Genomic DNA, 24,092 nt, shown 5'->3' with positions numbered 1-24,092 from the left:
CCCTCTCGCTCTCACCGCTCGCGGCCCGCTCCCCGCGCCCGGTCTCGGCTCCCGCCCTGACTCCCGCTCTCCACTCCCGCTCTCGACTCCCGCTCTCGACTCCCGCTCCTCGGTGGAGGAATCTGTCATGCGACGCAATCTGATCCGTTTCGGACTCGCCGGTGTCCTTGCGGCAGGCCTGCTCGGCACCGCCGCGATCGTGGTCCGGCCGGAGGCGCCGATCCCGGTGGCAACGACCGATACCCGGCCGCCCGCCGACGTGCTCGCGCAGCGGATCACGCGGGCCCAGCAGCAGCTGCGGGCCGTGCCCGGGGATTGGCCGGGCTGGGCCTCCCTCGGCGCCGCCTATCTGGAGCAGGCCCGGATCACCGCTGATCCGGGGCTCTATCCGAAGGCCGAGGAGGCGGCGCTGCGGTCACTGCGGCTGCGGCCGGACGGCAACAGCGACGGGCTCGTGGTGCTCGGGGCGCTCGCCAACGCGCGGCACGACTTCGGGGCCGCCCGTGACCGGGCCCGCGAGGCCCTGACCGTCAACGATCACGACGCCGGGGCGTACGGGGTGCTCGCCGACGCGCTCACCCAACTCGGGGACGCGGCCGGGGCCACCGAGGCCGTGCAGCGGATGCTCGATCTACGGCCGGGCCTCGCCGCCTACGCCCGGGCCTCCTACGACCTCGAACTACGCGGGCGGGTGACCGAGGCGGAGTCGCTCATGCGGCAGGCCCTCGACAATGCGGTCGACCCGCATGACGTCGCATTCTGCCAGGCCCAGCTGGGTGATCTCGCGTTCGGCCGCGGGGATCTCGCGACCGCCGAGGCCGCCTACGCGGCGGCGCTCGCGGCGGATCCGTCCGCCTTCGGCGCCCAGCACGGGATGGCCCGGATCGGCGCGGTGCGAGGTGACCTCTCCGGGTACGGACGACTCGTCGCCCGGATGCCGGCCACCTCGACGCTGCTGGAGTACGCGACGCTGCTTCGCGTGGCCGATCGGCAGGCCGAAGCCGATCAGCAGATCGAACTGGCCGCCGCGGCCGAGGGCCTGTTCGCCGCCAACGGGGGTGCGGACGGGCTGGCCGCCGCCGAACTGGCGCTCGCTCAAGGCCGGCCGGAGGAGGCCGTCACGGCCGCACGCGCCGAGTGGCAGCGACGGCAGCACCCGGACGTCGCCGACATGCTGGCCTGGTCGCTGCACACCGCCGGACGGGATGCGGAGGCGTTGCCCTACGCGCGACGGGCCCTCGCCGGAGGATCACGGGCGGCCGGTCACGCGTACCACCTTGGAATGATCGAACTCGGTCTCGGGCAGCCGGAGGCGGCCCGTGCGTCGCTGGCCCGGGCGCTGGACACCAACCCCTACTTCTCCCCCGTCGACGGGCCGCTCGCCCGCCGGGCCCTCGCCGGGCTGCGCACCTCCGGAGGCAATCGATGAACAGGTATCTGACGGTCGTGGGTGCGCTGGTCGCCGGAGTGCTGCTCTGGCCCGCGGCACCGGCTCAGGCGCATCCGCTCGGTAGGTTCTCGGTCAACCAGTACGCGGGGCTGACCCTGCGGCCGGATCGGGTCGACGTGACCGCGGTCGTCGACGTGGCCGAGCTGCCCACCCTCCAGGACCGGGCGCGGGCCGACGTGGACGGGGACGGCGTTCTCTCGGCGACCGAGCGGGACGGGTACGCGGTCGCGGAGTGTGGGCGGTTCGCCGACGGGTTCTCGGTCACGGCCGCCGGGGAACGGCTCGTCTGGGCGGTGGCGTCACCGGTCTATCAGGTGGTGCCCGCTTCCGGCGGACTGGCGACCAGCCGGCTCGAATGTGCGCTCAGTGCCCCGGCCCGGCTCGGCGGAGTCGTCGACGTGCGGGCCGACAACGGGTACCGGGCGGACCGGGTCGGCTGGCGGGAGATCACCGCGGCCGGGGACGGGGTGCGGCTGTCGGCGTCGACGGTTCCGGAGGAGAGTGTCACGGGGCGACTTCGGGCGTACCCCCAGGATCTCTTGACCTCCGCTCCTGATGTGCGGACGGCGACCGTGCAGGTCGGCGGGGACGGAACGCCCGGCGCCGGAACCGGACGGCCGCTCGACGTGCCGGGCGGTCCGGGGCTGCTCGCGGCGGCGCAGGAACGGGTCGAGGCCGCCCTCGGCGGACGGCTCACGCCGGTGGTGGTCGGGCTGGCGTTTCTGCTGGCGGTGCTGCTCGGAGCCGGACATGCGATGCTGCCCGGACACGGGAAGACGGTGATGGCCGCCTACTTCGCGGGACGGCGCGGACGGATCCGCGACGCGCTCGCCGTCGGTGGGGCGGTGACGTTCGCGCACACCGGCGCCGTGCTGGTGGTCGGGTTGCTGCTGAGCACGTCGACCGCCCTGGCCGGTGAACGTGTCCTGACCGTCCTCGGCGTCGCCAGCGGCCTACTGGTCGTCGTGGTCGGCGCCGGCATGCTGATCACGGCCCGCCGTTCCCGCTCCGACAGCCATGGCCACACCCACGACCGCGGCCTGCACGGCCACACCCACCACGACCCGCACAGCCACACCCACGACCCGCACAGCCATACCCCCCACGACCCGCACAGCCACACCCATGGTCCACACGGCCACGCCCCCCACGATCACCACGGCCACGGCCTCCACGGCCACGGTCACGGTCACGACGGCGGGACGGCGGGGGTCGGTGGGCGGCTTCGGCGGCGGCTCGGATTGGCTGGGATCGGACTCGCCGGTGGCCTGGTGCCGAGCCCGTCCGCGCTGGTGGTGCTGCTGGGAGCGATCGGTCTCGGCCGCGCCGGGCTCGGCGTGGCGCTGGTGATCGCCTACGGGTTGGGGATGGCCGCGACGCTGACCGCGGTCGGGCTTCTGCTGGTGATGGCCCAGAATCGCCTGTCCCACCTGATCACCGCACGTGGTCGGGCCGGAGGGTTCTCCCGCCTCACCACCCGTATCGCCGCAAGCGCACCGACCGCCACCGCGACCCTGGTCGTCATCGTAGGGCTGGGCATCGGCCTTCGGGCCGTCGCCTGAGGCGGCACCGCATGAGCCATTTAAGACCGCAAATCGCCACAAGACACCGACACCGCACCCCGTGCCGATCCGCGGTGCAGAACGAACCACAGGTCGGCACGGGCGAAGCGGAACGAACCACAGGTCGGCACGTGCGGGGCGGAACGGAGACGCGGAACGAACCGCGGATCGGCACCTGCCGGGTGGAACAACGGTGCAGAACGAACCGCGGATCGGCACGGGCGGGGCGGCGGGTCAGGCGGTCGGAGCGGCGGCGGGGGCTGGGAGTGCGGCCGTCCTGCGGAGGGCCACCCCGATCAGGATGAAGGCGATGCCGATTCCGGCGGCCAGAGCGGCCACGCCGAAGGCGACCACCGAGGTGAACAGGGACGCCTGGAGGAAGGACGCGTTCATCACGGTCTCGCGGTTGGGATCGTCGCGGCTCAACTGGGCGTAGGTCTTGCCGTCGGCGATGTCGCCCGCGTGTTCGGCGATCACCTTGGCCTCGGCGTAGGCCTCCCACGGCTGGTCCACGTGCTGGCCGGCGAAGGCGCCCGCGTCCTCGGACACGGTGATCTGCTGCGCCGACAGCGTGGAGCTGATCGTCATGTACGTGATCACACCGGCGACGATCAGGATCGCCCCGGCGATGAGCACCAGAAGTCCGAGAAGCGGAACCGGTCCGCGCCTGCTCTCTGCCATGCCGCCAGGATCCGGGACGAAGCGGGCGACGGGATCCCCCACCAGGGATGAGATCCTCAGCGCCGGCGTTTGCGGGTGCGGCGCGGTTTCGGTGGTGACGGATTCCAGCGGCCGTATCGGCCGGGTGGGACCAGCGGCGGCTCCGGGGTCGCGACTCCCCCGCCGAGCAGACCGGCCAGGACCATCACGGCGAACGAGCCGAGCGCGATGTTGCGCGGCCACGTGACGGCGGCCACCCGCTCCGGGGTCTCCGGGGCGACCAGCCCGGTCGGTTCGGTCAGCACCTCGACGGGGGTGCCGCGGGCGAAGTCCCGGCCGTCGCGGCAGATGCTGCCGGTCATCGAGGAACCGTCCGGATGCCGCAGGTGGAAGCAGTAGGTGACGGTGACCCGGCCACCGCGATGGATGGTCTCGTTGCGGTCCACGTAGTCGACGTCGGCCAGGACGGGCCGGCCGGCCAGATCCAGGACGGTCAGCCGTGCGCCGAAGAACGTGGCCACCGCGCAGACGAACGCCGCCGAATACAGCGCCAGGGTGCGCCACTTGGCGGCCGTCCGCATCGTCTGCCCGTCGTGGTCGCGGGGACTCACGACGAAGCCGTGGACGACGCCCGCCACGAGGATCACCAAGGTGACCACCCAGCCCGGCCAGCCGAGGAGGCTGCCGACGGCGGCGAACAGGATCGGTGCCGAGCAGAGGCCGATCATCCGGAGGCGAGGGGAGAGGCGCACGATGGTGATTCTGAATCGGTCGCGCAACCCTGTCCAAGGGTGTCCGACATGCCGGATGGAACCGGACGCCACCGGCCAGGATGTGTTTCGCCCGGCCCGGACCATGCGAAACGCATATCGAACCGGTGAGGACCGCGACTACTGTGGACGACCGGCCGGCCGAACACTCGGAGCATGATGAAAGCGCTGCTCGCCCTGGCCCTGGCCGCCACGCCGGTGGCCACCGTCACCCGACTCTCGCTGCCGCCGCCGACCGGTCCGGCCCTGATCGGCACGACCACCGCCCACCTGATCGACAGGTCCCGCCCGGACCCCTGGGTGGCCTCGGAGGAGAACCGTGAGCTGATGGTGTCGATCTGGTACCCGGCCCGCTCGGTCCGCGGCCACCAGCGGGCCGGCTGGGTGTCACCCGGGGTGGCGGCCCGGATCAACCCGCCGGACAGCCCGTACGTCCTGCCGGTCACCCACGGTCACGTCGACGCGCCACCGGCGAACGGTCGTCATCCCGTGGTCCTCTACTCCCCCGGTTTCGGGGTCGAGCGCACCACCGGCACGGTGCTGGTCGAGGATCTGGTCAGCCACGGCTACGTGGTCGTCACCATCGACCACACGCATGACGCGAACTTCGTCGAGTTCCCGGACGGCCGGATCGCGACCGCCGCCATCGACCCGCCGAACTCCCCCGAAGAGGAGGAGAGGCTGCTGGAGAAGATCGTCGACGTGCGGGTCCGTGACACCAGGTTCGTGCTGGACCGGCTGCGCCGGATGCCATTGGCCCGGACCATGGACCTGTCCCGGATCGGCATGTTCGGCGCGTCGATGGGCGGCACCACGGCGGCCGATGTGATGCTGGTCGACAAGCGTGTGCGGGCCGGGGTCAACCTGGACGGCAGCTTCATCGGCCCGATCCTCGACCACGACCTGAAGCGGCCGTTCCTGCTCTTCGGCTCGGACTCGCACGGTGAGCAGGACGAGACATGGACGAAGGCGTGGGAGCGGCTGCGCGGGCCGCGCTACCGGATCGAGCTCAAGGACTCCGCGCACCTGTCGTTCACCGACTACCAGGCGCTGTTCCCGCAGCTGGGGCTACCTCCGGAGCAGGTCGAGCCGGTGGTCGGCACGATCGATGCGCAACGGTCGATCGCGATCCAGCGGGCCTATGTGCGGGCGTTCTTCGACAGGCACCTGCGGCACCGAGGCGGCGCGCTCCTCAACGGACCGTCACCGCTTTATCCGGAGATCATCTTCCACCCCTGACCTTCAAGATCAAGGACGAGAACACATGCCCGGCAGCGGTACGGCCGAAGCACCCCCGACCCTCGACGCGACACTGGGTGGCTGCTTCCTGGTGGCACTGCTGGCGGAGCGGTTCATGCTGGACCCGGTTCCGGCCGGGGACGCGGTCGCGGCGGTGGCCGTCGGGGTGCTCCTGGCGGTGGCCGTCGCGCTGCGTCGCCGGCTGCCGTTCCCGGCGTTCGTGCTCAGTGCCACGGCGCTGTGCCTGGAAGCTCTGCTCACCCCCGTGAGCTGGCTTTCGCCGTACGCCAATCTGCTCGGGGTCTGGTCGGTGGCTCGCCATGCGAGCCGCCGACAGGCCTGGTGGGGTCTCGCCGGCACCGTCGTCTGTGTCGGCGTCTACTTCACGTTCCGTGATGATGCGGTGCGACCGACCCAGCCGTTGGGAGTGCTGGTGGTGTGGCTGGCGCTGTGGACGGCCGGGTATGCGATGGCCCGCCGGCAGGAGGAGCAGCGCGCCGTGCGGCGTCTCGATCGGGAGCGGGCGGTCGCTGTCGAGCGCGCCCGGATCGCCCGTGAGCTGCACGATCTGATCGGGCACACGGTCAACCTGATGCTCGTGCAGGCCGGTGCGGGCCGCCGACTCCTCGACCGGGATCCGGGACGGGCCCGTGACCTGCTGCTCGACCTGGAGAATTCCGGGCGGGACGCGCTGACCGAACTCGATCGGGTTCTGGGTGTCCTCGGAGACGCCGAGCCGGTCGGCGCCGACCGGCTCGACATGCTTCCCGACCTGGCCCGGCGCATCACCGAGGCCGGTCTGCCGACGACGTCGGAGGTCGACCCCGCGGTGACGGATCTGCCGCACAGTCTGGACCTGACCGCCTATCGGATCGTGCAGGAGGCGCTGACCAACGCGCTGCGGCACGCCGGAGCGACCCGCGCCTGGGTCACGGTGCGTGCCGACGACGGGTGGTTGGACATCACGGTCCGCGACGACGGTCAGCGGGCGGTCGGCGGCTACCGGCCCGGGCGAGGACTGCTCGGCATCGGCGAGCGGGCCGCGATGTTCGGTGGAACCGCCACCCACGGCGCGGGCCCCGACGGGTTCCGCCTGCACTGCCGGTTGCGGTCGTGACGGTCCGGGTACTGCTCGCCGACGACGACGCGCTGCTGCGGGCCGGGGTGGCGGTCGTGTTGGGCACCGCCGAGGCGATCACGCTGGTCGGTCAGGCCGCCGACGGGCTCGAGGCGGTCGCCCTCTGCCGAGAACTGGAACCGGACGTCGTGGTGATGGACGTGCGGATGCCGGGAATCGACGGGATCGAGGCCACCCGGCGGATCGTGGCGAGCGGAACGGCGGCGCGGGTCCTGGTGCTGACCACGTTCCGCCACGACGAGTACGTGTGGGGTGCCGTGCAGGCCGGGGCCAGTGGTTTCCTGCTGAAGCGGGCCTCCCCGGAACGCCTGATCGACGCGGTGCTGACCGTCGCGGCCGGGGACGCGCTGATCGACCCGGCGGTGACCCGCGAACTCCTCGACCGGTTCGTGACACCCGCTCCGGCGACGGCGGGGTCGGCGGAGGCCCGGCTGTTGGACCGGCTCACCGCCCGGGAGCGTGAGGTGCTTCAACTGGTGGCCGAGGGCTATCCGAACGCGGAGATCGCCGCCCTGCTGACCCTGGCCGAGTCCACGGTGAAGACCCACGTGAAGCGGATCCTCGCCAAGATCGAGGCCCGGGACCGGGCGCAGGCCGTGGTGATCGCCTACCGCGGAGGCGCCGTGCGACGGTGATCAGTCGTGAACCGCGAGGCGTAGGTACTCGGTCTCGTCGCCGGGTTCGACCAGGACCGTCACCGTCCGGTCGGGGCGGACCAGGACGGTCAGCGGTGAGCTCTCCACCCAGTCGATGCGCGCCCGCACGGTGCGGGGTCCGGGGGTGGTCACGATCAGGACCTCCCCGCCGTGGCGGATCTCGCCCACCGGCTCACCGTCGATCTCCAGGCGGTATGCCCGGAAACGATCACGGAATCGGATCGCCGGTCGGTGGAAGCGGATGGCGGTCCGGCCCGGCGTCGGCGCGCCCAGTCGGAGCCTCCGGCGGCTTCGCGCACGACGTTCGGCCCGGTTGGGCGGCACCGGGCCGCTGCCGCGCAGGTACGGCGGGGTGTCGTCGGAACGCAGGTGCGGCGCGACCACGAAGTCGAGGTAGTGGGTCCACCCGGCCAGCGGGACGGACAGGAACAGGACACCGGATAAGATGATCAACGAGCGTACGGCCTGCAGGGCACCCCTCGACGCGGTGTCCCGGTCGAAGGCGAACACGATCAGCATCGTGCCCGACAGCACCGCGACACTGACGACGATCGTCAGCCACGCGCGGTCCCGCCAGCGGATCCGGCTGGATCGCCATTCGCCGCGCCACCACGACCGGGCCTTCGTCAACCGGGTCATGGTCACCAGGAGGATCGCGGTCATCATCCAGAACTCGAGGCGCACCCCACAAGCTTGACCGATACCGGCTACCCCTGCGGGGGTAGATCCGGTGTCCCCCGTGGAGGGACGCTCCGCCGGGCCCGGATTTCTACGGTTCCGGCATGAGACGAATCAGCATCATCGCCGCGGCGGTCGTAATGGCCGCCCTCGGTCTGCTCGGGCTGCGCCCGGCGGACACGTTCGACGTTCCGGCGGGCGGGTTCAGCCTGCGCGACTGTGACTACCAGGTGGAGTCCGGCACGGTGGCCGCCGACTGCGGGACGATCGTGGTGCCGGAGAACCGCCGGGACCCGGAATCGGATCAGATCGCGCTGCCGGTGATCCGGATCCGGGCCACCGGGCCCGTCAGCGGGGCGCCGATCTTCCGACTCAACGGCGGGCCGGGCGCGAGCAATCTGGAGTTTCCGCAGGCCGGTCGGCTGATCGACGGCCATGACGTAGTGCTCGTCGGCTATCGCGGCGTGGACGGCTCACGGCGGCTCGACTGCCCCGAAGTGGACCGGGCGCTACAGACCTCGGCCGATCTGGCCGGGGCGGACGGGCTGCGGGCGGCGTCGGCGGCGTTCGGGGCGTGCGCGGCGCGGCTCACCGGGGACGGGGTCGACCTGACCGGCTATTCGATCGCGCAGCGCGTCGACGATCTCGAAGCGGCCCGGGTGGCGCTCGGTTACCGGCGGATCAACCTGCTCAGCTCCAGCGCCGGAACCCGGACCGCGATGATCTACTCGTGGCGGCACCCGGCCTCGCTGGAACGGTCGGCGATGCTCTCGGTCAACCCGCCCGGGCACTTCGTCTGGGACCCGGCGATCACGGATCGGCAGATCGGGCGGTACGCGGAACTGTGCCGGCAGGATGCGGGGTGCTCTGGCCGTACCCCCGATCTGACCGACGCCATGCGGAAGGTCGCCGCGGACGTCCCGGACCGGTGGGGTCCGTTGCGGATCAAGGACGGCAACGTGCGGGTCGCCGGAATGTACGGCATGTTCCTGAACGGGCCCGGTGCCGCCCCGCTGAACGCACCCACCCTGATCGACGCGTATCTCAGCGGCGACCCGGCGGCGCTGTGGGCCCTGTCGGTCCTCGGCGACCTGGTGCTGCCGACGTCGTTCGTGTGGGGCGAGTTCGCGTCGTTCGGCATGATCGACGCGCCGGCCGCCGAACGGTACTACGCGGCCGGTGGCGATCACGGGTCGATCCTCGGCAACAAGGCCACCGACCTGCTGTGGGGCGGGCCCGGCGGGTTCTTCGCGGCCTGGCCGGACAGCCCGGACAACGCCGACTACCGCACGCTGCGGCCCAGTGACGTGGAGACCCTGCTGGTCGGTGGGAGCCTGGACTTCTCGACGCCCGCCGAACTGGCCACCCGGGAGTTGCTGCCCACCCTGTCCCGGGGACGGCAGGTGATCCTGCCGGAGCTCGGGCACACCGGTGACTTCTGGGAGCACCAGCCCGCCGCCGGCGCGGAGCTGCTCGTCACGTTCTACGACACCGGGCGGGTGTCGGCCGCGCAGATCACGCCGCGGGCTGTCGACTTCAGCCCGGCGGTGACCATGTCGGCGCTGGGCCGGTATCTGTTCGGGATCGTCGCCGGGCTGGCGCTGCTCACCGTGGTCCTGCTCGCGGCGATGCTGCTGCGGGTCGGACGACGCGGTGGGTTCCGGCCGCGGACCGGGGTGTGGCTGCGGTTCCTGACGCCCGTGCTGTTCGGGGTGGGTGGTTGGTGCTGCGCGATCCTGCTGGTGTGGACGGTCGGACCGGCCGCGTTCATCGGCTCGGCTGCGGTGGCCGTCCCGTCGGTGGGCACGGCGGTGGGCCTGAGCACCTACGCGGCCGGTTCCCGCCGACTGCGCCCCGTTCGGCTCACGGTGACGGTCGCCGCCTCGGTGGTCGGCGCGGCCATCGGGTTCTGGGCGCTGCCCGACATCGCGGCCCTGGCCACCACGATCGTCGGCGCCGCGGCCGCCGCCAACCTGGTCCTACTCGCCCGCCCGGAAGCCGCCGCGACGACGGCCGCCTGATCCCGCCGTCACTCCGGGGTGGACAGCGGGATCGCCGCGGTGTACGTGACGTGGCCCAACGCGGTGAGGCGGGCCAACGCCCACCATCGGGCGTTCGGGCGGGCGGAGGGCCGGGCCCGGACGGTGAACGTCAGGGTCGTGCCGGCGTCGGCGGGCAGGTCGTAGCCCTGGATCCAGGGCTGCACGGACAGGTCGTCGGTGGTGTCGCCCCACGTTCCGAACGGGGAGAGCAGCTGGGCCTCGCCGCGCAGTGGGGTACCGGTCGGGTTGTGCAGGTGCAGGGACAGGGTGGCCGTCGAGCCCGGAGCGATCGTGAGGGCCGACGGCGACAGTTCGGCGTCGGGGCCGGTCGCGGCGATGACGGTGACGTCCTCCAGCAGTTGGCCGTAGGGGTCGCGGATGCGGGCGGTGATCGGGCCCTCCCCCGCGACGGTCAGGTCGAAATGCCGGTGGCCGTCGGGCGGCAGGTCATAGGAGTACGGGCCGGCGGGTGCGACCGTCACCCCGGGCGGTAGTTCGAGATCAACGGTCCCGGCGGCGGGGATCGTGCTGGTGGCGACGGTGATCCGGGCCGCTCCGGGTGTGCCGGCGACGTGGACGGTCACCGGCAGGTCGTGCAGCGGGGCCGGCCCCTTGTTGTGCAACCAGTAGCGGGTGAACACCGGCTGGACCGGTTCGACGGCCGGGGCGGTGGCGGTGAACGGCGTGGCGGGCAGGGCGGCGACGGTCACCACGTCGGCCGGTTCCAGGGTGACCGTCACGTCGCCGCCGTCGCTGTCGGCGGGGGCCTGCGGTTCGCCGAGGACGTTGGCCAGGGCCGGGTCGTGCAGGCCGCCGTGCAGACGGATCCGGGCCCGGGCCGGGGTGCCGTTCGTCTCGTAGATGCGGGCGGTCACCTGGTCGCCGTCGGGTTTGAGGGCGGTCAGGACGGCGTTCGCGGGTTCGACCGAGCCCAGCGACAGCCGTGGCGGAAGGTCACCGGCGCCGGACGGAACCGGGGTGGCGATCAGCGGGTGGTTGGACTCCTGTCCGGCCCGGACGAACCCGGCCTCGCGCCAGTCGCCCGGCCCGGCGGCCAGGCTGTAACGGAAGGTGTGCGTCCAATGCTGAAGGGCGAACCCGGAACCGTCCGGCACGGTACGGCGTGGGCCGTCGATCCACACCCCACTGGGCCAGCCGGTGCAGGCGCGCATCAGCGACAGGTAGAGCGACCCGTCCCGGGCGGCGACGAACCCCGGGGTGCCGTGGTTGACGAGAGCCACCGAATAGTCGGTGAACTCTCCGTCGAGCTGCTGGTCGACGATGATCTCGGCGTCGTCCAGGTCGGCGATCAGGTCGGCGAGTCCGTCGGCGGCGACGATCAGCACCGGCAGGTCGCGGGCCCCGCGCAGGTCGGCGTCCGGCACCCAGGTCTCGTCGAGCGGGCGGGCCGGCGGCACGTAGACGCGTCCGGTGGCCGCCAGCCGGTCCGCGAACCACGGCTCGGCGGCGGCGAGGACCTCCCGGCTGAAGGCGTTGTCGCCGACGACGATCCGGATGTCCGGCAGGTTCGAGTCGGCGTCGAGGGCGCCGTAGCGGGGTCCGTCCGGCCGGGCGGCGGTCGCTGTCACCCCCTGCCGGACCAGCGCGACCACCAGATCCCGCGGATCCAGATCGGTGATCACCTCAGCCACGCCGAAGGCCACGGCGGAAGCGGCGGCGGAGGACGCGGCGGAGGACGCGGCCGAGGCGGAGCGGATCCGGGCGGTGGTGGACAGGGCGGCCCAGGTGTGCGCCGGGTTGTCGAGGGTCCACAGGCTGGCGGCGGCGTCCAGATCCGGGAAGCCGAACGAGCGGCCGATCGCGGCGAACCCCACCTCGGAGACCGGCCGGCTACCCGGCAGGTCGAGGTCGAACCGGACGCGGAGTAGCCGGTCCTGCCCGATCGAGCCGTCCACGTGGGTGTGGAAGTCGATCCGGTCGCTGCCGGTCCACAGGGTGACCTCGCGGGTGATCCGCAGGTCGTCGATGACGGTCTCGCTGATCAGACGGCTGCCGGCGGGGCTGTGTTCGACGCGGACCGTGGCGGGCCGGTCGGCGAGTCCACGGCCGGGCCCTTTCGGGAGCAGATGCCAGGGTCCTTCACCCCAGTACGGGTGGTCCGGGTACTCCTCCTGGACGACCAGTTCACCACCGAGACCACCCGACCGCAGCAGCTCCCGTCCGGTACGCCGGTCGATGATGCTGGTCAGGGCGCCGCCACGGTGGGCGTCCGCCCGTACCTCGAAGCGGTCGTTGCGAATGACCGGATCACCGGTCGCCGCCCGCCAGACGGTGACCGACGCAGCGGTGGCGTCGACGTGCCAGACCTGGTAGCCGAGCGCGGGCACGTCACGGGCGACAGCGGACAGGGTGGCGGCGGCGATGGTGCCGTCGGCGTGCCGGACGATGCCTGAGGCGACCGTCGGCACCTCCGTCCCGGAGTCGTCGAGAACGGTCAACGAGGAAGGCCCGGGAGCCGGGTAGGTGAGGTCGATCCGGGCGAGACCGTCCCGCGCCCAGGACAGCGGGTTGGCGACCAGAACGGCCTGGCCGGGACCGCGCGTGTCGGCACGGGCGGCGAGTCCGTCGACAGCCGACCGGCGGGCCGCGGAGCCCAGCTCGTAGGCTTCCCGCCACCCGGCGAGCAGATCGAGATAGACCTGATCGGATTCGGTCCCGGTGACGGCGTCGTGGTGAGCGCCGTAGGCCAGCAGCCGCCACGCCTTGTCGAGCTGCGCCCGCGGATATCCGGTGCCCAGCAGGGCGGCCAGGGTGCCGAGGCGTTCCGCGTCGAGGACGATCGTCTCGATGGCGCGTTGTGCCTGCTTGGTGTCGATGTAGGAGACGTCCTTGCCGGTGTAGACCGGGTTCATGTCGCGGGTCTGCGGCGACAGTCGGGGCGACGCCGCGCGCACGGCGGCGAAGAAGTCCCGGGGCAGCCCCATCACGAAGCGTGGCCACACATACCGCTTGGCCCATTCGCGGTGGATCTCGGTGCACCAGCGGGACGGGATGTTGTGGTCGTGCCCGACCGGCAGCATCACGTTGGGGGTGGCCGCGACCTGCCGCAGCGAGCGGTACTGGGCGTACGCCTCGGCGAGCGCCTCCTCGAGGGTCTCCTTGCGCTCGACGTCCCACCCGGCCACGTAGTGGTTGGCCATGTAGGCGGTGACCAGCCCCTTTCCGCTCGGCGAGATCCATTCGAACTCGCTGGGGAACTGCATCCGGCCGATGTCGCCGGTGTGCCGGCGGGGACCGATGTGATGGAACGGCCCGCGCGCCCACGAGTTGGAGGTCAGCCCGGCGTCGGCCATCAGCCCGGGAAAGGCCGGGTCGTGGCCGAAGACGTCGACCATCCACCCGGTCCGCGGGTCGCCGCCGAGCACGTCACGCTGGTATTCGAGGCCGAACCCGGTGTTGCGGATGGTCGATTCGGGGTGGGTGAGGTTGGTGTTCGGCTCGTTGTACATGCCGCCGACCAGCTCGACCCGGCCGTCGCGCAGCATCCGCCGCAGGTCGTCCCGGTCCTCGGGAAAGACGTCCCAGTAGGGTTTGAGGTAGTCGATCTCGGCGAGCACGAACCGGTAGTCGTCGTCCTCGCGGGCGGCGTCGATGTGCGCACGGACCAGGTCGAACGCGGTCCGCACGAACGCCGGCCGGAGCTTGTCGGCCTTCGGCACGTCGGGCAGCTGCTGCCACACCTCGGTGAAGCCGCGCTGGGTGTTCCACCACACCGGGTCGTAGTGGAAGTGCGACACCATCCACATGGTCCAGCCGGTCGCCGCGACCCGGATCTCGCCGTCGCCGGTCACCAGGCCCGATTCGGTGTCGGCGATGGCGGTGACCTGCAACGGCGTGCCTTCGGCGGCCGGGGCGGAGATGAGGACCCCGACCTCGACGGTGCGCTGCTCGCCGGCGGCCAGTCCGGGGGTGACGACCGCTTCGGGGGTACGGACGGAGGCTCCCTCCACCCGTACCCGGAAGGGTCCGATCGCCGAGGTGGCGGCGACGGTGACCCGGACGACCTGCCGGGGCGCCGCGGCCGGGCCGTGAAAGAGATCGGTGCCCTCGATCGCGGTGATCCGCATCAGGATCCCTTCGGTGTCCAGGTCCAGGCGGGCGCGGTGGCCCAGCCGATGCCGAGTTCGCGGTAGAGGCGGCCGGTGGCGGCGGCCTCGTGGGTGAGCGCGGTGAGCCCGCCTTCACCGGCGGACCCGGTCCCGGAGAGGTGGTCCTCGCTCACCGGTGTCGGCGGCGGGCTCTGCCGGACGGCCTCGGCGACCTCGGTGAACGCGCGGGTCGCGGCGAGTGGCACCAGCAGCGGCACCGACGGGTCGGCGAGGTGGCCGAGGAGGTTCTCCAGCAGGTCGGTCCGTTCGTGGTGGGCCTGCCCCGCCGCGGTGACCAGGCGGTCCTGTGTGTAGAACAGCGTGGCGGTGTCACGGCTGCCGTGCACGACGACGACCGGGTCCTCCTCGGCCTCGGCGCAGAGGGTGGCGGCGACGGTGACCCGGGTGCCGTGGGCGGTGCGGATGCGGGCGCTCGCGGTGTCGTGGGCCTCGACCGGCCGGGTGCGGTAGGTGTCCAGTTCGACGCTTCGTACCGACCGGTCGCCGGGTGAGCCGTCGAGGGTGACGGCCAGCGCGACCGCGTGCGCGAACGGGTTGGTCAGCGCCCCGTCGTTGACGTCGTGCCCGTCGAGGAACCGCCGCCCGGCCCACCCGGCCCGGTTCCAGTACGCCTCGCCGCGCCACCACAGCCCGGTCGCGCTGATCGCCTCGATGTCGCCGAGGTCGCCGGCGTCGATGCGGCGGCGTAGTTCGGTGACCGCCCCCGATCCGAACGCCTGGAAGCCGACCTGCACCGTCCGGCCGGTCTCGGCCTGCACCGACAGCAGCCGGTCGAGGCCGGCCAGGCTCGGGGCGGGCGGTTTCTCCAGCAGCAGGTGGGCACCGGCCCGCATGGCCGCCTCGGCGAGCTCGACGTGGGTGTGCACCGGCGTGACGATCACCGCCAGGTCGGGGGCGAGGGCCTCGATCAGGCTCGCCGCGTCCCGGCGCCAGGGCGCGTCGGCGGCCGCGGCCCGCTGCTCGGGGCAGGGCGGGCGCGGGTCGGCCACCCCGGCCAGCTCGACCATGCCCGCGGCATGCAGTTTCGCGAGCTGGTCGAGGTGGCCGCGGCCGTGTCCGTGCGCGCCGACGAGGACGACGCGGGGCGGGGTCATGGCTTGATGATCCGTGCCGAGACGCTGGTGCGGGTGTAAACGGCTTCGGCCGGGCGGCCGTCGACGGTGACCTTCGCGAACCGGCCGGTGATCCGCTTCGCGGTGAGGACCGGGCCGCGCGAGGTGCCGGTGACGTCGAGGGTGCTGCCGGGGCCGATCGTGACGGTTCCGTCGAGGCACACACCCGGGACCGTGCGCAGGGCGGCGCCGCTGATCTCGGCGTCGCCGCCGCCCAGGGCGTGCCTGTTCGTCGCGGCCAGGGTGCCGCCGAGGATCCGGAGGCCGCCGCGGAAGCGGTTGTCGCCGGTCAGGGTCAGGGTGCCGGTGCCGCGCAGGGTCAGGCCGCCACGGCCGGTGATGTCGTTGCGCCACGCGTCGGACACACCGTCGAGAGTCACGTCGACGTCGGTCTCGAACGTGCCGTAGCCGTCGGCGGCCTTGAACAGGTCGAGGCGTCCCCACTGTTCGGGGCCGTCGAGCAGGGCGTATCCGGCGGGCAGGGCGGTGCTGCGCAGCACGGCCCGGCGCTGGTCGGCGGTCAGGTACGGCTGGCGGGTCTCCAGCAGCACCTCGGCGCCCTTCGGCACGGTCAGCGGCCGGTCCGGGCCGGTTCGGGGCAGGATGTAGGTCAGCTTCGGGAGGATCAGACGGCGGTTGGCCGAACGGTCGGCGAGGGCGTCCGTACCCACGCCGGGGTTGCTCGCCAGGAATGCCGCGGCCTGGGCCCGGGCAGCCGCCTTGAGCTCGGCGTTGGCCGGGTCGTTGAGGATCGCGGCGGCCAGTGCGGTGGCCAGGATGCGGCCGCTGACCACGTCGAGCGGCGAGTGCATGCCGGCCGTGATCCGGGTGTCGGCGTAGTCGAAGGCGATGGTCAGGAGCTCCTGGAAACGCTCCGGGAAGGCGTAGGCGAAAGCGAGCGCGGCCAGGTGCAGGGCGTTGGTGTGACCGCTCGGGAAGCCGCCGTCGTCGCCCGGGACGAGCCCGCGCTGGCGCAGCAGCTGCGGTGCGACCACGACCTTCGACCGGTAGACGGGAAAGCCGAAGGCGTCCAGGGCGCCGGTGTCGACGACCGTGCTGTCGGTGGTCAGCCGCCAGGGGCGCGGGTACTGGACGGCGAACTTCGACGGGTTGCTGGAGGACCAGTTGCCGCGGACCGTGTTGACCAGGGTGACGATCCTGCCCAGCGGCGAGGTGGGCGAACCGGCGCCGAGGGTGGATCCGGCCGGGGCGCCCGCGGGCACGGCGTCGCTGATCGTGGTGGCCGGGGTGCCGGTCGGGGCCTCGGTGATGCCGGTGACCGCGAGGGCCGTGGCACGGTAGGCGGCGGCCCACGGGCCGAGGCCGTCGATGACCGCGTAACTCTGGTGCCGGCGGTCGACGATGAACGACCAGGCGGCCTCGGCGTCGGTACGGTCGGCGGTGCGCTTCTCACAGAAGCGGATGTTGGCGCGCAGCACGGCCGCGTCGAGGACGGTGCCGTTGTTCCAGGCGGTGCCGGTCCGCCAGTACGACTGGACGCCGGAGAGGATCCGGACGGCGGCGTTGGTGTCGACGGTCAGGTTGGTGGTGAGGTTCGACTGGTAGTCGTCGACGAACGGCTTCACCGCGTCGGCGATGGCGGCGCGGCTCAGGAGCGGGGCGGCGAGTCCGGCGGTGGTCGCCGCGAGCAGGGTACGGCGGGTCAGGGTGGTCATCTGGATTCCTCAGTCTTTGAGGCCGGCGTTGATGTCTGCGTTCATCACGTACTTCTGGAAGACCAGGTAGATGGCGACCAGCGGAACCATGGAGAGGACGGAGGCGCTGATCAGGATCGACCAGTTCACGTTGTTGGCGCCGACGATGCCGGCGATGCCGATCTGCAGGGTGAACTGGCTGGGCTCGTTGAGGATGATCAGCGGCCACAGGTACTCGTTCCAGCGCCACTGGAACGAGAAGATCGCCAGGGTCAGGATGATCGGCCGGGACAGTGGCAGCATGATCCGGAAGAAGGTGGACAGCTCGCTGGAGCCGTCGATGCGGGCGGCTTCGAGCAGGTCGTTGGGAACCGTGACGAAGAACTGGCGGAACATGAACGTGCCGGTCGCGGTGATCACTGCGGGCACCACCACACCGGACAGGCTGTTGTAGAGGCCGAGGTTGCGGACCACCAGGAACAGCGGGGCCAGGATCGTCTCGGTCGGCAGCATGGTGGTGGCCAGGATGCAGCCGGCGAAGACCTTCAGCCACCAGTTGCCGTACTTGGCCAGGGCGTACCCGCAGGCGGCGCTGACCATGATGGTGAGCAGGGTGGCCGCGATCGCCACGATCATCGTGTTGACCAGGTAGCCGGGGAAGTCGAAGCTGGTCCAGGCTTCGCTGTAGCCCTCCAGCGTCGGATTCTTCGGCCAGAACGTCAGCGGGTACGAGAACAGCTCGCCGCCCGGTTTGAACGAGCTGACCACGAACCAGAGCAGCGGGAAGCCGTAGAAGACGGCCAGCAGCCACATGATCGCGCTGGAACCGATCTTCTTCGGCAGGTCGCCGGTCCTGCTGCGGGAGGCGGCCATCTCAGGATCCCTTCCGGCGGCTGGCGATCAGTTGGAGGACGGCGACGATCACCAGGATCAGCAGGAGTACGAACGACGCCGCGCTCGCGTAGCCGATCTGGGCCCGTTTGAAGCCGGTCTCGTAGATGTACTGGACGATCAGGTTGTTCTCGGTGCCCGGCCCGCCGTCGTTGACCGCGACGAAGTAGGTGTACTCCTTCATCGCGTGCAGGGTGCTGAGCAGCATGACGATGAACGAGGTGGGCGCGATGGCGGGCAGGGTGATCTTCCGGAACTTCTGCCAGGCGTTCGCGCCGTCCAGGTCGGCGGCCTCGTAGTAGGAGACCGGCACGTTCTTCAGTGCCGCGATGAACAGCAACATGTTGAACGCGGTGCCGGCCCAGGTGGCCACGATGACGACGATCATCAGGGACAGGTCGCCGTTGGACTGCCAGGAGACCGGGTCGCCGCCGAGCTCGGTGATCACGAAGTTGACCAGGCCGAAGTTCTCCCCGAACAGCCAGCGCCAGATGACACCGGCGATGATCGGCGAGATCAGCCAGGGCAGGAAGAAGATCACCCGGGCCACCGGCTTGCCCTTGGCGTACGGGCTGACCAGCAGGTAGGCGATGCCGAGCGACATCACGAACATCAGCGGGACGACGCAGGCGGTGTAGATCAGGGTCCGCCACAGGGCCGCGTAGAAGTCGGCGTCGCCGATCAGCTCCTGGTAGTTCTCCAGGCCGACCCAGGGTGCGTCGCCGACACCGGTGTAGCTGGTGAAGGAGTAGGCCAGGCCGATGATGGCGGGCCAGACGAAGAACGTCAGGAAGAGCAGGACGTTGACCGAGATCAGGATCAGTGGAGCAAGGGTGTAGCTGTTGTGCCGGCGCCGGCTGGCGCTGAAGACCATGGTCACTCCTCTTTCCCCAGCGAGGTGGGCCCGCCGTGGTCGGCGGGCCCACCCGTCGCGGTCCCCTACTTGATCTGGTCGTTCAGGCCGGTGACGATGGCGTCCACGGTCTTCTGCGCGTCCTGCTCACCGTTGACCAGCTTGGCCAGCTCGGTCTTGATCAGCGCGTCCTCGACCTTCTGCTTGGCCAGCAGCAGCTTGGTCTGGTTGGCCTGGCCGGAGCTGGAGATCGGGTCGGCGAGCTCCATCTCCTTGATGTACAGGGCGAACGCGTCCTGGGCGGCCTTCTTCTCGAACGGGTAGGTCAGCGTCAGCCCGGTCTCGATGGGGAGGTAGCCGTTGGTCTGCGCCAGCTTGGTGTAGTTGGCCGGCTGGAAGACGAAGTCGATCCACTTCTTGGCGGCCTCGGCCTTGTCACCGTTGTTGAAGGCGACCATCTTGCCGCCGAGGTTGATGTCGGTGGCGTGGGTCGGCTGGGCCGGGCTGGGGACGCTGGCCCACTCGAAGTCGGTGATGCTGTCGGCGAAGTCGGCGACCTGCCAGACACCCGAGTAGTAGGCGACGACCTGGCCGCTCTTGAACAGGGCGTTGGGGTCCTGGCCGGAGGTCCAGACCGACTTGGGCATCACCTTGTCGTCGTTGATCTTCGCGAACTCGGTCAGCGCCGTCACGGTGGCGGCGTCCGGGGTGGCGAACTTACCGTCCGCGCCGAGCTGGAAGCCGGTGCCGCCGTGGGTGTAGATCCAGCCGCGGATGCGGGCCGCCGAGTTGTCGTAGACCAGGTCGTACTTGGCGTTGGTGGCCTCGCGGACCTTGGTGGCGGCGGCGAGGAAGTCGGTCCAGGTCCAGGTCTGCGCCGGGTCGGTCGGGTAGGACACGCCGGCCTTCTCGAACAGGCTCTTGTTGATGTAGAGCCCGGCCGCGGTGACGTCCGAGGGGATCGACAGGACCTTGTCACCGTCGGCGGTGACCAGGTTCTTGTTGATCTTGTTGGCTTCGGCGTTCGCGATGCTGGAGAGGTCCTGGAGCTGGTTGACCCAGAGCGGGTCGAGCGACGGCACGCTGGCGGTGTCCGGCAGGGCGTTGGCCTGGGCCGCCTGGCTCAGCTTGTCCTGGTAGCCGTCGTAGGGGACGTTGACGATCTCGACCTTGATGCCCTCCTTGGCCTCGAACTCCTTGGCCAGGTCGGTGTAGCCCTGGTCCTGGGCCGAGGTGGAGAACCAGAAGGTGATGCTCTTCGGGTCGCCGTCTCCGCTGGAGCCGGACGAGCAGGCGCCGAGGACGAGGGCGCCGACGACGCTCGCGGCCAGCCACCCCTTCCGAGCGGATGCCGAAATGCCCATGACTATCTCCTCGATGAAATGTCTTCTGGTGGTTCTTCTCGCGGTCTTCCGGTGCTCTTCCCGTGGCGACGGACGTTAGAGGAAAGCGCTTACCGCGTCAACGACATGTTAATTCACAGGATGCTTTTTTATCGACGTGGGTGGATCGTTCAGGTCGTACTTCTGTACAGTTTCCTAAACGACCTGGGTGGTGATGCGCAGACGCAGCCTCGATGGGGCTTTTCCGGTCACGTAGAGCCGGACACCATCGGCCGCGTCGGACCCGCCGAGGAATTCGTAGTCCTCACCCGGGTGATAGGCCGGCTCGGACTCGGAGGCGGTCTCGGCCGCCTCCACGACTGTCACGTCGAGTCCGCCGTAGGTGGCCGTGCCCGACTCCAGATGCCATCGGTCGCCGCCCAGCGGCCGGGCGCCGGTCATCGTGCCGCCGGGCCGAAACGCCAGTTCCAGCGCCCAGTCCACGGCCGCCCCGCCGACCTCGACGTCCAGCCCGGCCACGTCCCGGCCGGCTCCCCGAGCCGACTCGGGGGCGGTCTCACCGCTCCCGGGACCGGCCGGAGGTAGCGTCACGTCGATCCGGGTCGTGAGCGTGACCTCGTCGCGGGGGCGGTGCGCGAAGTCCATGGCGGCGCTGAAACGGCCGTCGTCGGTGACCGCGTAACGGCCCGTACCGTCGCCGGGTAGCGGCTGGTAGTAGGCCGCCGACACGGTCTCGGTCAGGGTCGCGACGGGGCCCGGCCCGACGGTGAGGGTGTCCGCCCGGAACGGGCCCAGGCCGAAGAACGTGCGGGACAGGCGGACGCTCTCCAGGACCGTGTCGCCGGCGTGCAGGCGGAGCAGGGTCGGCGAGTTGGCCAGACCGGAGCGGATCCGCCGGTGCCGACCGTAGTCGGACCCGCCGAACACCACGGCGGCGGTGTCCGGACCGTGCGCCACCAGGGTTCCGGCGGCGGCGAAATGTCGCTGCCGGGGTGTCGGCGGCGGCACGGCCGGGGGCAGCCGGCGGCCCGTGATCGGGTCCGCGACGGCGCTCGCCGGGGAGTCGATGCCCTGCTCCAGGGCGATCCCGGCGGCCCAGGCCAGGTCACCGCGATCACGCCGGATCGCCATCACCCGCAGCGGCAGCAGGAAGATCCGCAACGGCATCGGTCGCCGCTGGTCCTGCCGTCGGGACAGGACGGTCTCCACCGTTGCGTCGGGCAGCAGCAGATCGAGGGTGGCGGTCAGGTTGGCCTCGACCGCGTCCAGCAGGTCCGGCCGGTCGAAGACGTCGGCGACGACCAGTAGGGACGGGTTCGAGACGGCGGCCGCGTAGTTGGCGCTGCGTTCCGAGTACAGCCCGTCCTCGATGTCGACGCCCTCGGCCAACCACTGGGCGACCCGGGCGGCGATCTCCGGCCGCGGGTCGAGCCGGTGCAGGCGGGCCAGGGCGGCGGACAGTTCCCACCGATGGTTGGGGGTGTGCACCCCGCCCCTGAGCAGGGCCGGGGTCATCGAGTCGAGCAGTTCCAGCAGGCCGGCCCGTTCGCCGGCGCCGGCCAGCAGGCGGGCCGCGTCGGCGAGATCGTTGACGCTGAACGCGGAGTCCGGTGGCGAGTCGACGTTGTCGCCGCCCCGGAACAGGCCGCTCGGATTCTGCCGCTCCCGCAGCAGCCCGGTGAGCGGGCCGATCGGCGCGAGCACCCCGGGGTCGCCGGTCAGGTGCCAGGCCGCGGCGAGCGCCTTGATCCGCTCGGCCAGCCGCCGATGCTGGAGGCGCCGCCACAGCTCACCGGACTCGGCGCCGATGTCGCGGACCTCTCGGTCCAGAGCACTACGCACCCGACCGGCGAAGTCCAGATCAGAATCGGTCACCGCATCACTTTCAGAAACACGCGCAGAAATGGCACCCACTCTTTACTGCCGACGGTATAGCCCGGGTATCGCCGGCATCTCGACGGTATAACGTTCTCCGCTTTCCAGTGCGTTCACACACGCCTGTGCGACGAACGTGGCGGCGAATCCGTCCCACGCCGTGGCGCCCCGGCCGGTTCCGTCGATCCAGTCCTGCAATTCCAGGCGGTACGCCTCGGCGAAACGGGGCCGCCAGTCGGCCGGAAGTTCGCGGGCGTGTAGTCCGGAACGGCGTACCGAGGTGGGCGGCGGGGCGTCCAGGGTCACCGTGCCGGTCTCGGCGACGAGTTCGCAGCGGACCTCGTAGCCGTACCGGGCGTTGACGAAGATCTCCACGTCGGAGAGCACCCCGGACGCGGTGGTGAGGATCAGCAACTGCGGGTCACGGGTGCCGCCGGAGTTCCCGGTCGGCCGTGGGGTGTGCACGGCGACCTCGGTGATCTCGGAGTCGAACAGCCAGCGGGTGATGTCCAGTTCGTGGACCGCCGAGTTGGTGATCAGGTTGGCGCTGGGCATGCCGGGCACGGCGGCCGGGTTGCGGTGCACGTTGTGCAGCATCAGCGGGGCGCCGATCTCGCCGGTCGCGAGCAGCGCCTTCAGGTCGGTGTAGCCGGGGTCGAAGCGGCGCATGAACCCGACCGTGATCAGCCGGCTGCCGTACGCGGTCTCGGCCTCGAGGATCCGGGCGCAGCCGTCGACCGTCGGTGCGAGGGGTTTCTCGCAGAGCACCGGCTTGCCGGCGGCCACACACGCGAGCACGTAGTCCTCGTGGGTGGCGTCCGAGGACGCGATCAGGACGGCGTCGATGTCGTCGTCGTTGATCAGCGCGTACGGGTCGGTGAACACCTTCGCGCCGCCGCTGGACTCGGCCACCCCGCGGGCCCGGTCGGTGTCGAGGTCGAAGACCCCGCCGACGGCCGCCCCGGAGACCGCCGAGGTGAGCAGGCGGGCATGGTCGGCGCCCATGATGCCGGTGCCGATGATCCCGATCCGTTTCACCGTCGGTCCCCCGGTCCCGGCCGGGACACGCCCGGGCTCAACAAGCGTCGTCACCGAGCCACCTCCGAAAGAAAGTCGAGCGTCCGCAGCGCCGCCGCCGAACGAGAAACCGGCGTCGTCACCGAGCCACCTCGGTGAGGAAGGCCAGGCTGCGGCGGGCGTCGCCGATCGGCCCTTCGCCGTCGGCGGGCGTGGCGGCCAGCGCGCAGTCCTGTTCGAGCACGTACCAGCCGGTGTATCCGGCGTTCTCCAGGGCCCGGACGATGCCCGGGATGTCGACGTCACCGGAACCGAGCGGGGTGTACAGCCCGGCCCGGACACCGTCGATGTAGGCGCGGGAGCCGTCCTGCACCGTGGCGGACACCTCCAGGTCGACGTCCTTGAGGTGCACGTGGGTGATCCGGTTCGCGGCGAGCTCCAGCAGTTCGGCCGGCTGCATGCCGCCGATCAGCAGGTGGCCGGTGTCCAGGCAGATCGGCACGTCACTGCCGTCGAGCACGCGCAGCACCGCCTCCCGTGACTCGACCGCGGTGCCGACGTGCGGGTGCAGGCTCGGCCGGAGACCCCGGTCGCGGGCCATCTCCTGCAGGGTCTCCAGGGTGGCGAACAGGGTCTGCCACTCGTCGTCGCTCAGGTGCACCTTGTGGTCGTAGCTGCCGTCACCGGAGCGGGCGGCCAGCACCACCACCTCGGCACCGGCGGCGGCCAGGGTGTCCATCGCGTCGGCGGCCTCGGCCAGGTCGGCGTCGGTCACCACGTGCATCGGCACCGGCAGGAACCCGCCGATGAGGGAGAAGCCGTGCCGGTCCAGGGTGACCCGGACGTCCGCCGCGGTCTTGCCCAGGTAGCCGGTCGGGCCGAGTTCGGTGGCGCGCAGCCCCAGCCCGCCCATCTCGGCGAGCACCCGGTCGGCGGGGAGTTCCAGTCCCCAGCCGGGCGCCTCACAGACGCCCCAGGAGATCGGCGCGCCGCCGATGCGTTCCGCGAAGCCGGTCAAGAT

At 71.2% G+C, this 24,092-nt stretch carries 18 protein-coding genes; 6 read left to right on the top strand and 12 right to left on the bottom strand.

Features of this window, described 5'->3' with window-relative positions:
• The first annotated feature begins 127 nt into the window (after positions 1–127).
• Positions 128–1,429 carry a tetratricopeptide repeat protein gene (locus Q0Z83_RS14640; RefSeq protein ID WP_317794456.1) on the top strand — a complete coding sequence of 434 codons (1,302 nt, stop codon included), beginning with the start codon at positions 128–130 and terminating at the stop codon, positions 1,427–1,429.
• Positions 1,426–3,012 carry a HoxN/HupN/NixA family nickel/cobalt transporter gene (locus Q0Z83_RS14635; protein WP_317794455.1) on the top strand — a complete coding sequence of 529 codons (1,587 nt, stop codon included), beginning with the start codon at positions 1,426–1,428 and terminating at the stop codon, positions 3,010–3,012. Before Q0Z83_RS14640 ends, Q0Z83_RS14635 begins: the two co-directional genes overlap by 4 nt.
• Positions 3,013–3,246: 234 nt before the next feature.
• Here Q0Z83_RS14635 and Q0Z83_RS14630 read toward each other — a convergent pair whose 3' ends face one another.
• Complete coding sequence (locus Q0Z83_RS14630; protein WP_317794454.1) at positions 3,247–3,693, bottom strand: aromatic ring-opening dioxygenase LigA; 447 nt, start codon at positions 3,691–3,693, stop codon at positions 3,247–3,249.
• Positions 3,694–3,749: 56 nt separating this feature from the next.
• Positions 3,750–4,424 (bottom strand): hypothetical protein, encoded by a 675-nt coding sequence (locus Q0Z83_RS14625; protein WP_317794453.1) that lies wholly within the window; start codon positions 4,422–4,424, stop codon positions 3,750–3,752.
• A 174-nt stretch (positions 4,425–4,598) separates the two neighbouring features.
• Between Q0Z83_RS14625 and Q0Z83_RS14620 the strand changes: the two genes are divergently transcribed.
• From Q0Z83_RS14620 to Q0Z83_RS14610, 3 genes are read left to right on the top strand one after another with little or no spacing between them, the layout of a single operon-like run.
• Entirely contained in the window at positions 4,599–5,681 is a 1,083-nt protein-coding gene (locus Q0Z83_RS14620; RefSeq protein WP_317794452.1) for an alpha/beta hydrolase family protein, read from the top strand.
• A gap of 25 nt (positions 5,682–5,706) precedes the next feature.
• A complete protein-coding gene (locus Q0Z83_RS14615; protein WP_317794451.1) occupies positions 5,707–6,798 on the top strand; it encodes a sensor histidine kinase in 1,092 nt (363 codons plus the stop codon).
• Positions 6,795–7,454, top strand: coding sequence for a response regulator (locus Q0Z83_RS14610; RefSeq protein ID WP_317794450.1), 660 nt, complete (start codon positions 6,795–6,797; stop codon positions 7,452–7,454). The genes Q0Z83_RS14615 and Q0Z83_RS14610 overlap by 4 nt, the downstream gene beginning before the upstream one ends.
• Here Q0Z83_RS14610 and Q0Z83_RS14605 read toward each other — a convergent pair whose 3' ends face one another.
• Positions 7,455–8,159, bottom strand: a complete 705-nt coding sequence (locus Q0Z83_RS14605) for a hypothetical protein (RefSeq protein WP_317794449.1) — start codon at positions 8,157–8,159, stop codon at positions 7,455–7,457.
• A 98-nt stretch (positions 8,160–8,257) separates the two neighbouring features.
• Here Q0Z83_RS14605 and Q0Z83_RS14600 point away from each other — a divergent pair, with 98 nt between their 5' ends.
• Positions 8,258–10,174 (top strand): alpha/beta hydrolase family protein, encoded by a 1,917-nt coding sequence (locus tag Q0Z83_RS14600; RefSeq protein WP_317794448.1) that lies wholly within the window; start codon positions 8,258–8,260, stop codon positions 10,172–10,174.
• Between the two features lie 8 nt (positions 10,175–10,182).
• Here the strand turns inward: Q0Z83_RS14600 and Q0Z83_RS14595 are convergent, their stop codons facing one another.
• The 9 genes from Q0Z83_RS14595 to Q0Z83_RS14555 all read right to left on the bottom strand — a co-directional run bounded on the left by Q0Z83_RS14595 (position 10,183) and on the right by Q0Z83_RS14555 (position 24,089).
• Positions 10,183–14,283 carry a glycoside hydrolase family 38 N-terminal domain-containing protein gene (locus tag Q0Z83_RS14595; RefSeq protein ID WP_317794447.1) on the bottom strand — a complete coding sequence of 1,367 codons (4,101 nt, stop codon included), beginning with the start codon at positions 14,281–14,283 and terminating at the stop codon, positions 10,183–10,185.
• A complete protein-coding gene (locus tag Q0Z83_RS14590) occupies positions 14,283–15,419 on the bottom strand; it encodes a Gfo/Idh/MocA family protein (protein WP_317794446.1) in 1,137 nt (378 codons plus the stop codon). The genes Q0Z83_RS14595 and Q0Z83_RS14590 overlap by 1 nt, the downstream gene beginning before the upstream one ends.
• Positions 15,416–17,113 carry a phosphatase PAP2 family protein gene (locus Q0Z83_RS14585; RefSeq protein WP_317794445.1) on the bottom strand — a complete coding sequence of 566 codons (1,698 nt, stop codon included), beginning with the start codon at positions 17,111–17,113 and terminating at the stop codon, positions 15,416–15,418. Before Q0Z83_RS14585 ends, Q0Z83_RS14590 begins: the two co-directional genes overlap by 4 nt.
• 9 nt (positions 17,114–17,122) lie before the next feature.
• Positions 17,123–17,965: a carbohydrate ABC transporter permease gene (locus Q0Z83_RS14580; RefSeq protein WP_317794444.1), complete on the bottom strand. Its 843-nt coding sequence runs from the start codon at positions 17,963–17,965 to the stop codon at positions 17,123–17,125.
• A 1-nt stretch (position 17,966) separates the two neighbouring features.
• Positions 17,967–18,857, bottom strand: a complete 891-nt coding sequence (locus Q0Z83_RS14575; RefSeq protein ID WP_317794443.1) for a carbohydrate ABC transporter permease — start codon at positions 18,855–18,857, stop codon at positions 17,967–17,969.
• 65 nt (positions 18,858–18,922) lie between these two features.
• Positions 18,923–20,200: an ABC transporter substrate-binding protein gene (locus Q0Z83_RS14570; protein ID WP_317794442.1), complete on the bottom strand. Its 1,278-nt coding sequence runs from the start codon at positions 20,198–20,200 to the stop codon at positions 18,923–18,925.
• Between the two features lie 174 nt (positions 20,201–20,374).
• Entirely contained in the window at positions 20,375–22,054 is a 1,680-nt protein-coding gene (locus Q0Z83_RS14565; RefSeq protein WP_317794441.1) for a hypothetical protein, read from the bottom strand.
• Between the two features lie 42 nt (positions 22,055–22,096).
• Entirely contained in the window at positions 22,097–23,146 is a 1,050-nt protein-coding gene (locus Q0Z83_RS14560) for a Gfo/Idh/MocA family protein (protein WP_317794440.1), read from the bottom strand.
• Positions 23,147–23,210: 64 nt separating this feature from the next.
• The gene (locus Q0Z83_RS14555; RefSeq protein WP_317794439.1) at positions 23,211–24,089 is read right to left on the bottom strand and encodes a TIM barrel protein; all 879 of its coding nucleotides are present in this window, start codon (positions 24,087–24,089) and stop codon (positions 23,211–23,213) included.
• Between the last annotated feature and the right edge of the window lie 3 nt (positions 24,090–24,092).

Source organism: Actinoplanes sichuanensis (assembly GCF_033097365.1).
Classification (GTDB): domain Bacteria; phylum Actinomycetota; class Actinomycetes; order Mycobacteriales; family Micromonosporaceae; genus Actinoplanes; species Actinoplanes sichuanensis.
The sequence above is the reverse complement of the archived record's forward strand: the minus strand, read 5'-3'. Positions and strand labels throughout refer to the sequence as shown.

Excerpts from the sequence above, each read along its gene's own strand:
- Q0Z83_RS14595 (WP_317794447.1), bottom strand. The coding sequence starts at position 14,283 with ATGCGGATCACCGCGATCGAGGGCACCGATCTCTTTCACGGCCCGGCC.
- Q0Z83_RS14570 (WP_317794442.1), bottom strand. The coding sequence starts at position 20,200 with ATGGGCATTTCGGCATCCGCTCGGAAGGGGTGGCTGGCCGCGAGCGTC.
- Q0Z83_RS14580 (WP_317794444.1), bottom strand. The coding sequence starts at position 17,965 with ATGGCCGCCTCCCGCAGCAGGACCGGCGACCTGCCGAAGAAGATCGGT.
- Q0Z83_RS14630 (WP_317794454.1), bottom strand. The coding sequence starts at position 3,693 with ATGGCAGAGAGCAGGCGCGGACCGGTTCCGCTTCTCGGACTTCTGGTG.
- Q0Z83_RS14575 (WP_317794443.1), bottom strand. The coding sequence starts at position 18,857 with ATGGTCTTCAGCGCCAGCCGGCGCCGGCACAACAGCTACACCCTTGCT.
- Q0Z83_RS14620 (WP_317794452.1), top strand. The coding sequence starts at position 4,599 with ATGATGAAAGCGCTGCTCGCCCTGGCCCTGGCCGCCACGCCGGTGGCC.
- Q0Z83_RS14590 (WP_317794446.1), bottom strand. The coding sequence starts at position 15,419 with ATGACCCCGCCCCGCGTCGTCCTCGTCGGCGCGCACGGACACGGCCGC.
- Q0Z83_RS14585 (WP_317794445.1), bottom strand. The coding sequence starts at position 17,113 with ATGACCACCCTGACCCGCCGTACCCTGCTCGCGGCGACCACCGCCGGA.
- Q0Z83_RS14640 (WP_317794456.1), top strand. The coding sequence starts at position 128 with ATGCGACGCAATCTGATCCGTTTCGGACTCGCCGGTGTCCTTGCGGCA.
- Q0Z83_RS14635 (WP_317794455.1), top strand. The coding sequence starts at position 1,426 with ATGAACAGGTATCTGACGGTCGTGGGTGCGCTGGTCGCCGGAGTGCTG.
- Q0Z83_RS14600 (WP_317794448.1), top strand. The coding sequence starts at position 8,258 with ATGAGACGAATCAGCATCATCGCCGCGGCGGTCGTAATGGCCGCCCTC.
- Q0Z83_RS14615 (WP_317794451.1), top strand. The coding sequence starts at position 5,707 with ATGCCCGGCAGCGGTACGGCCGAAGCACCCCCGACCCTCGACGCGACA.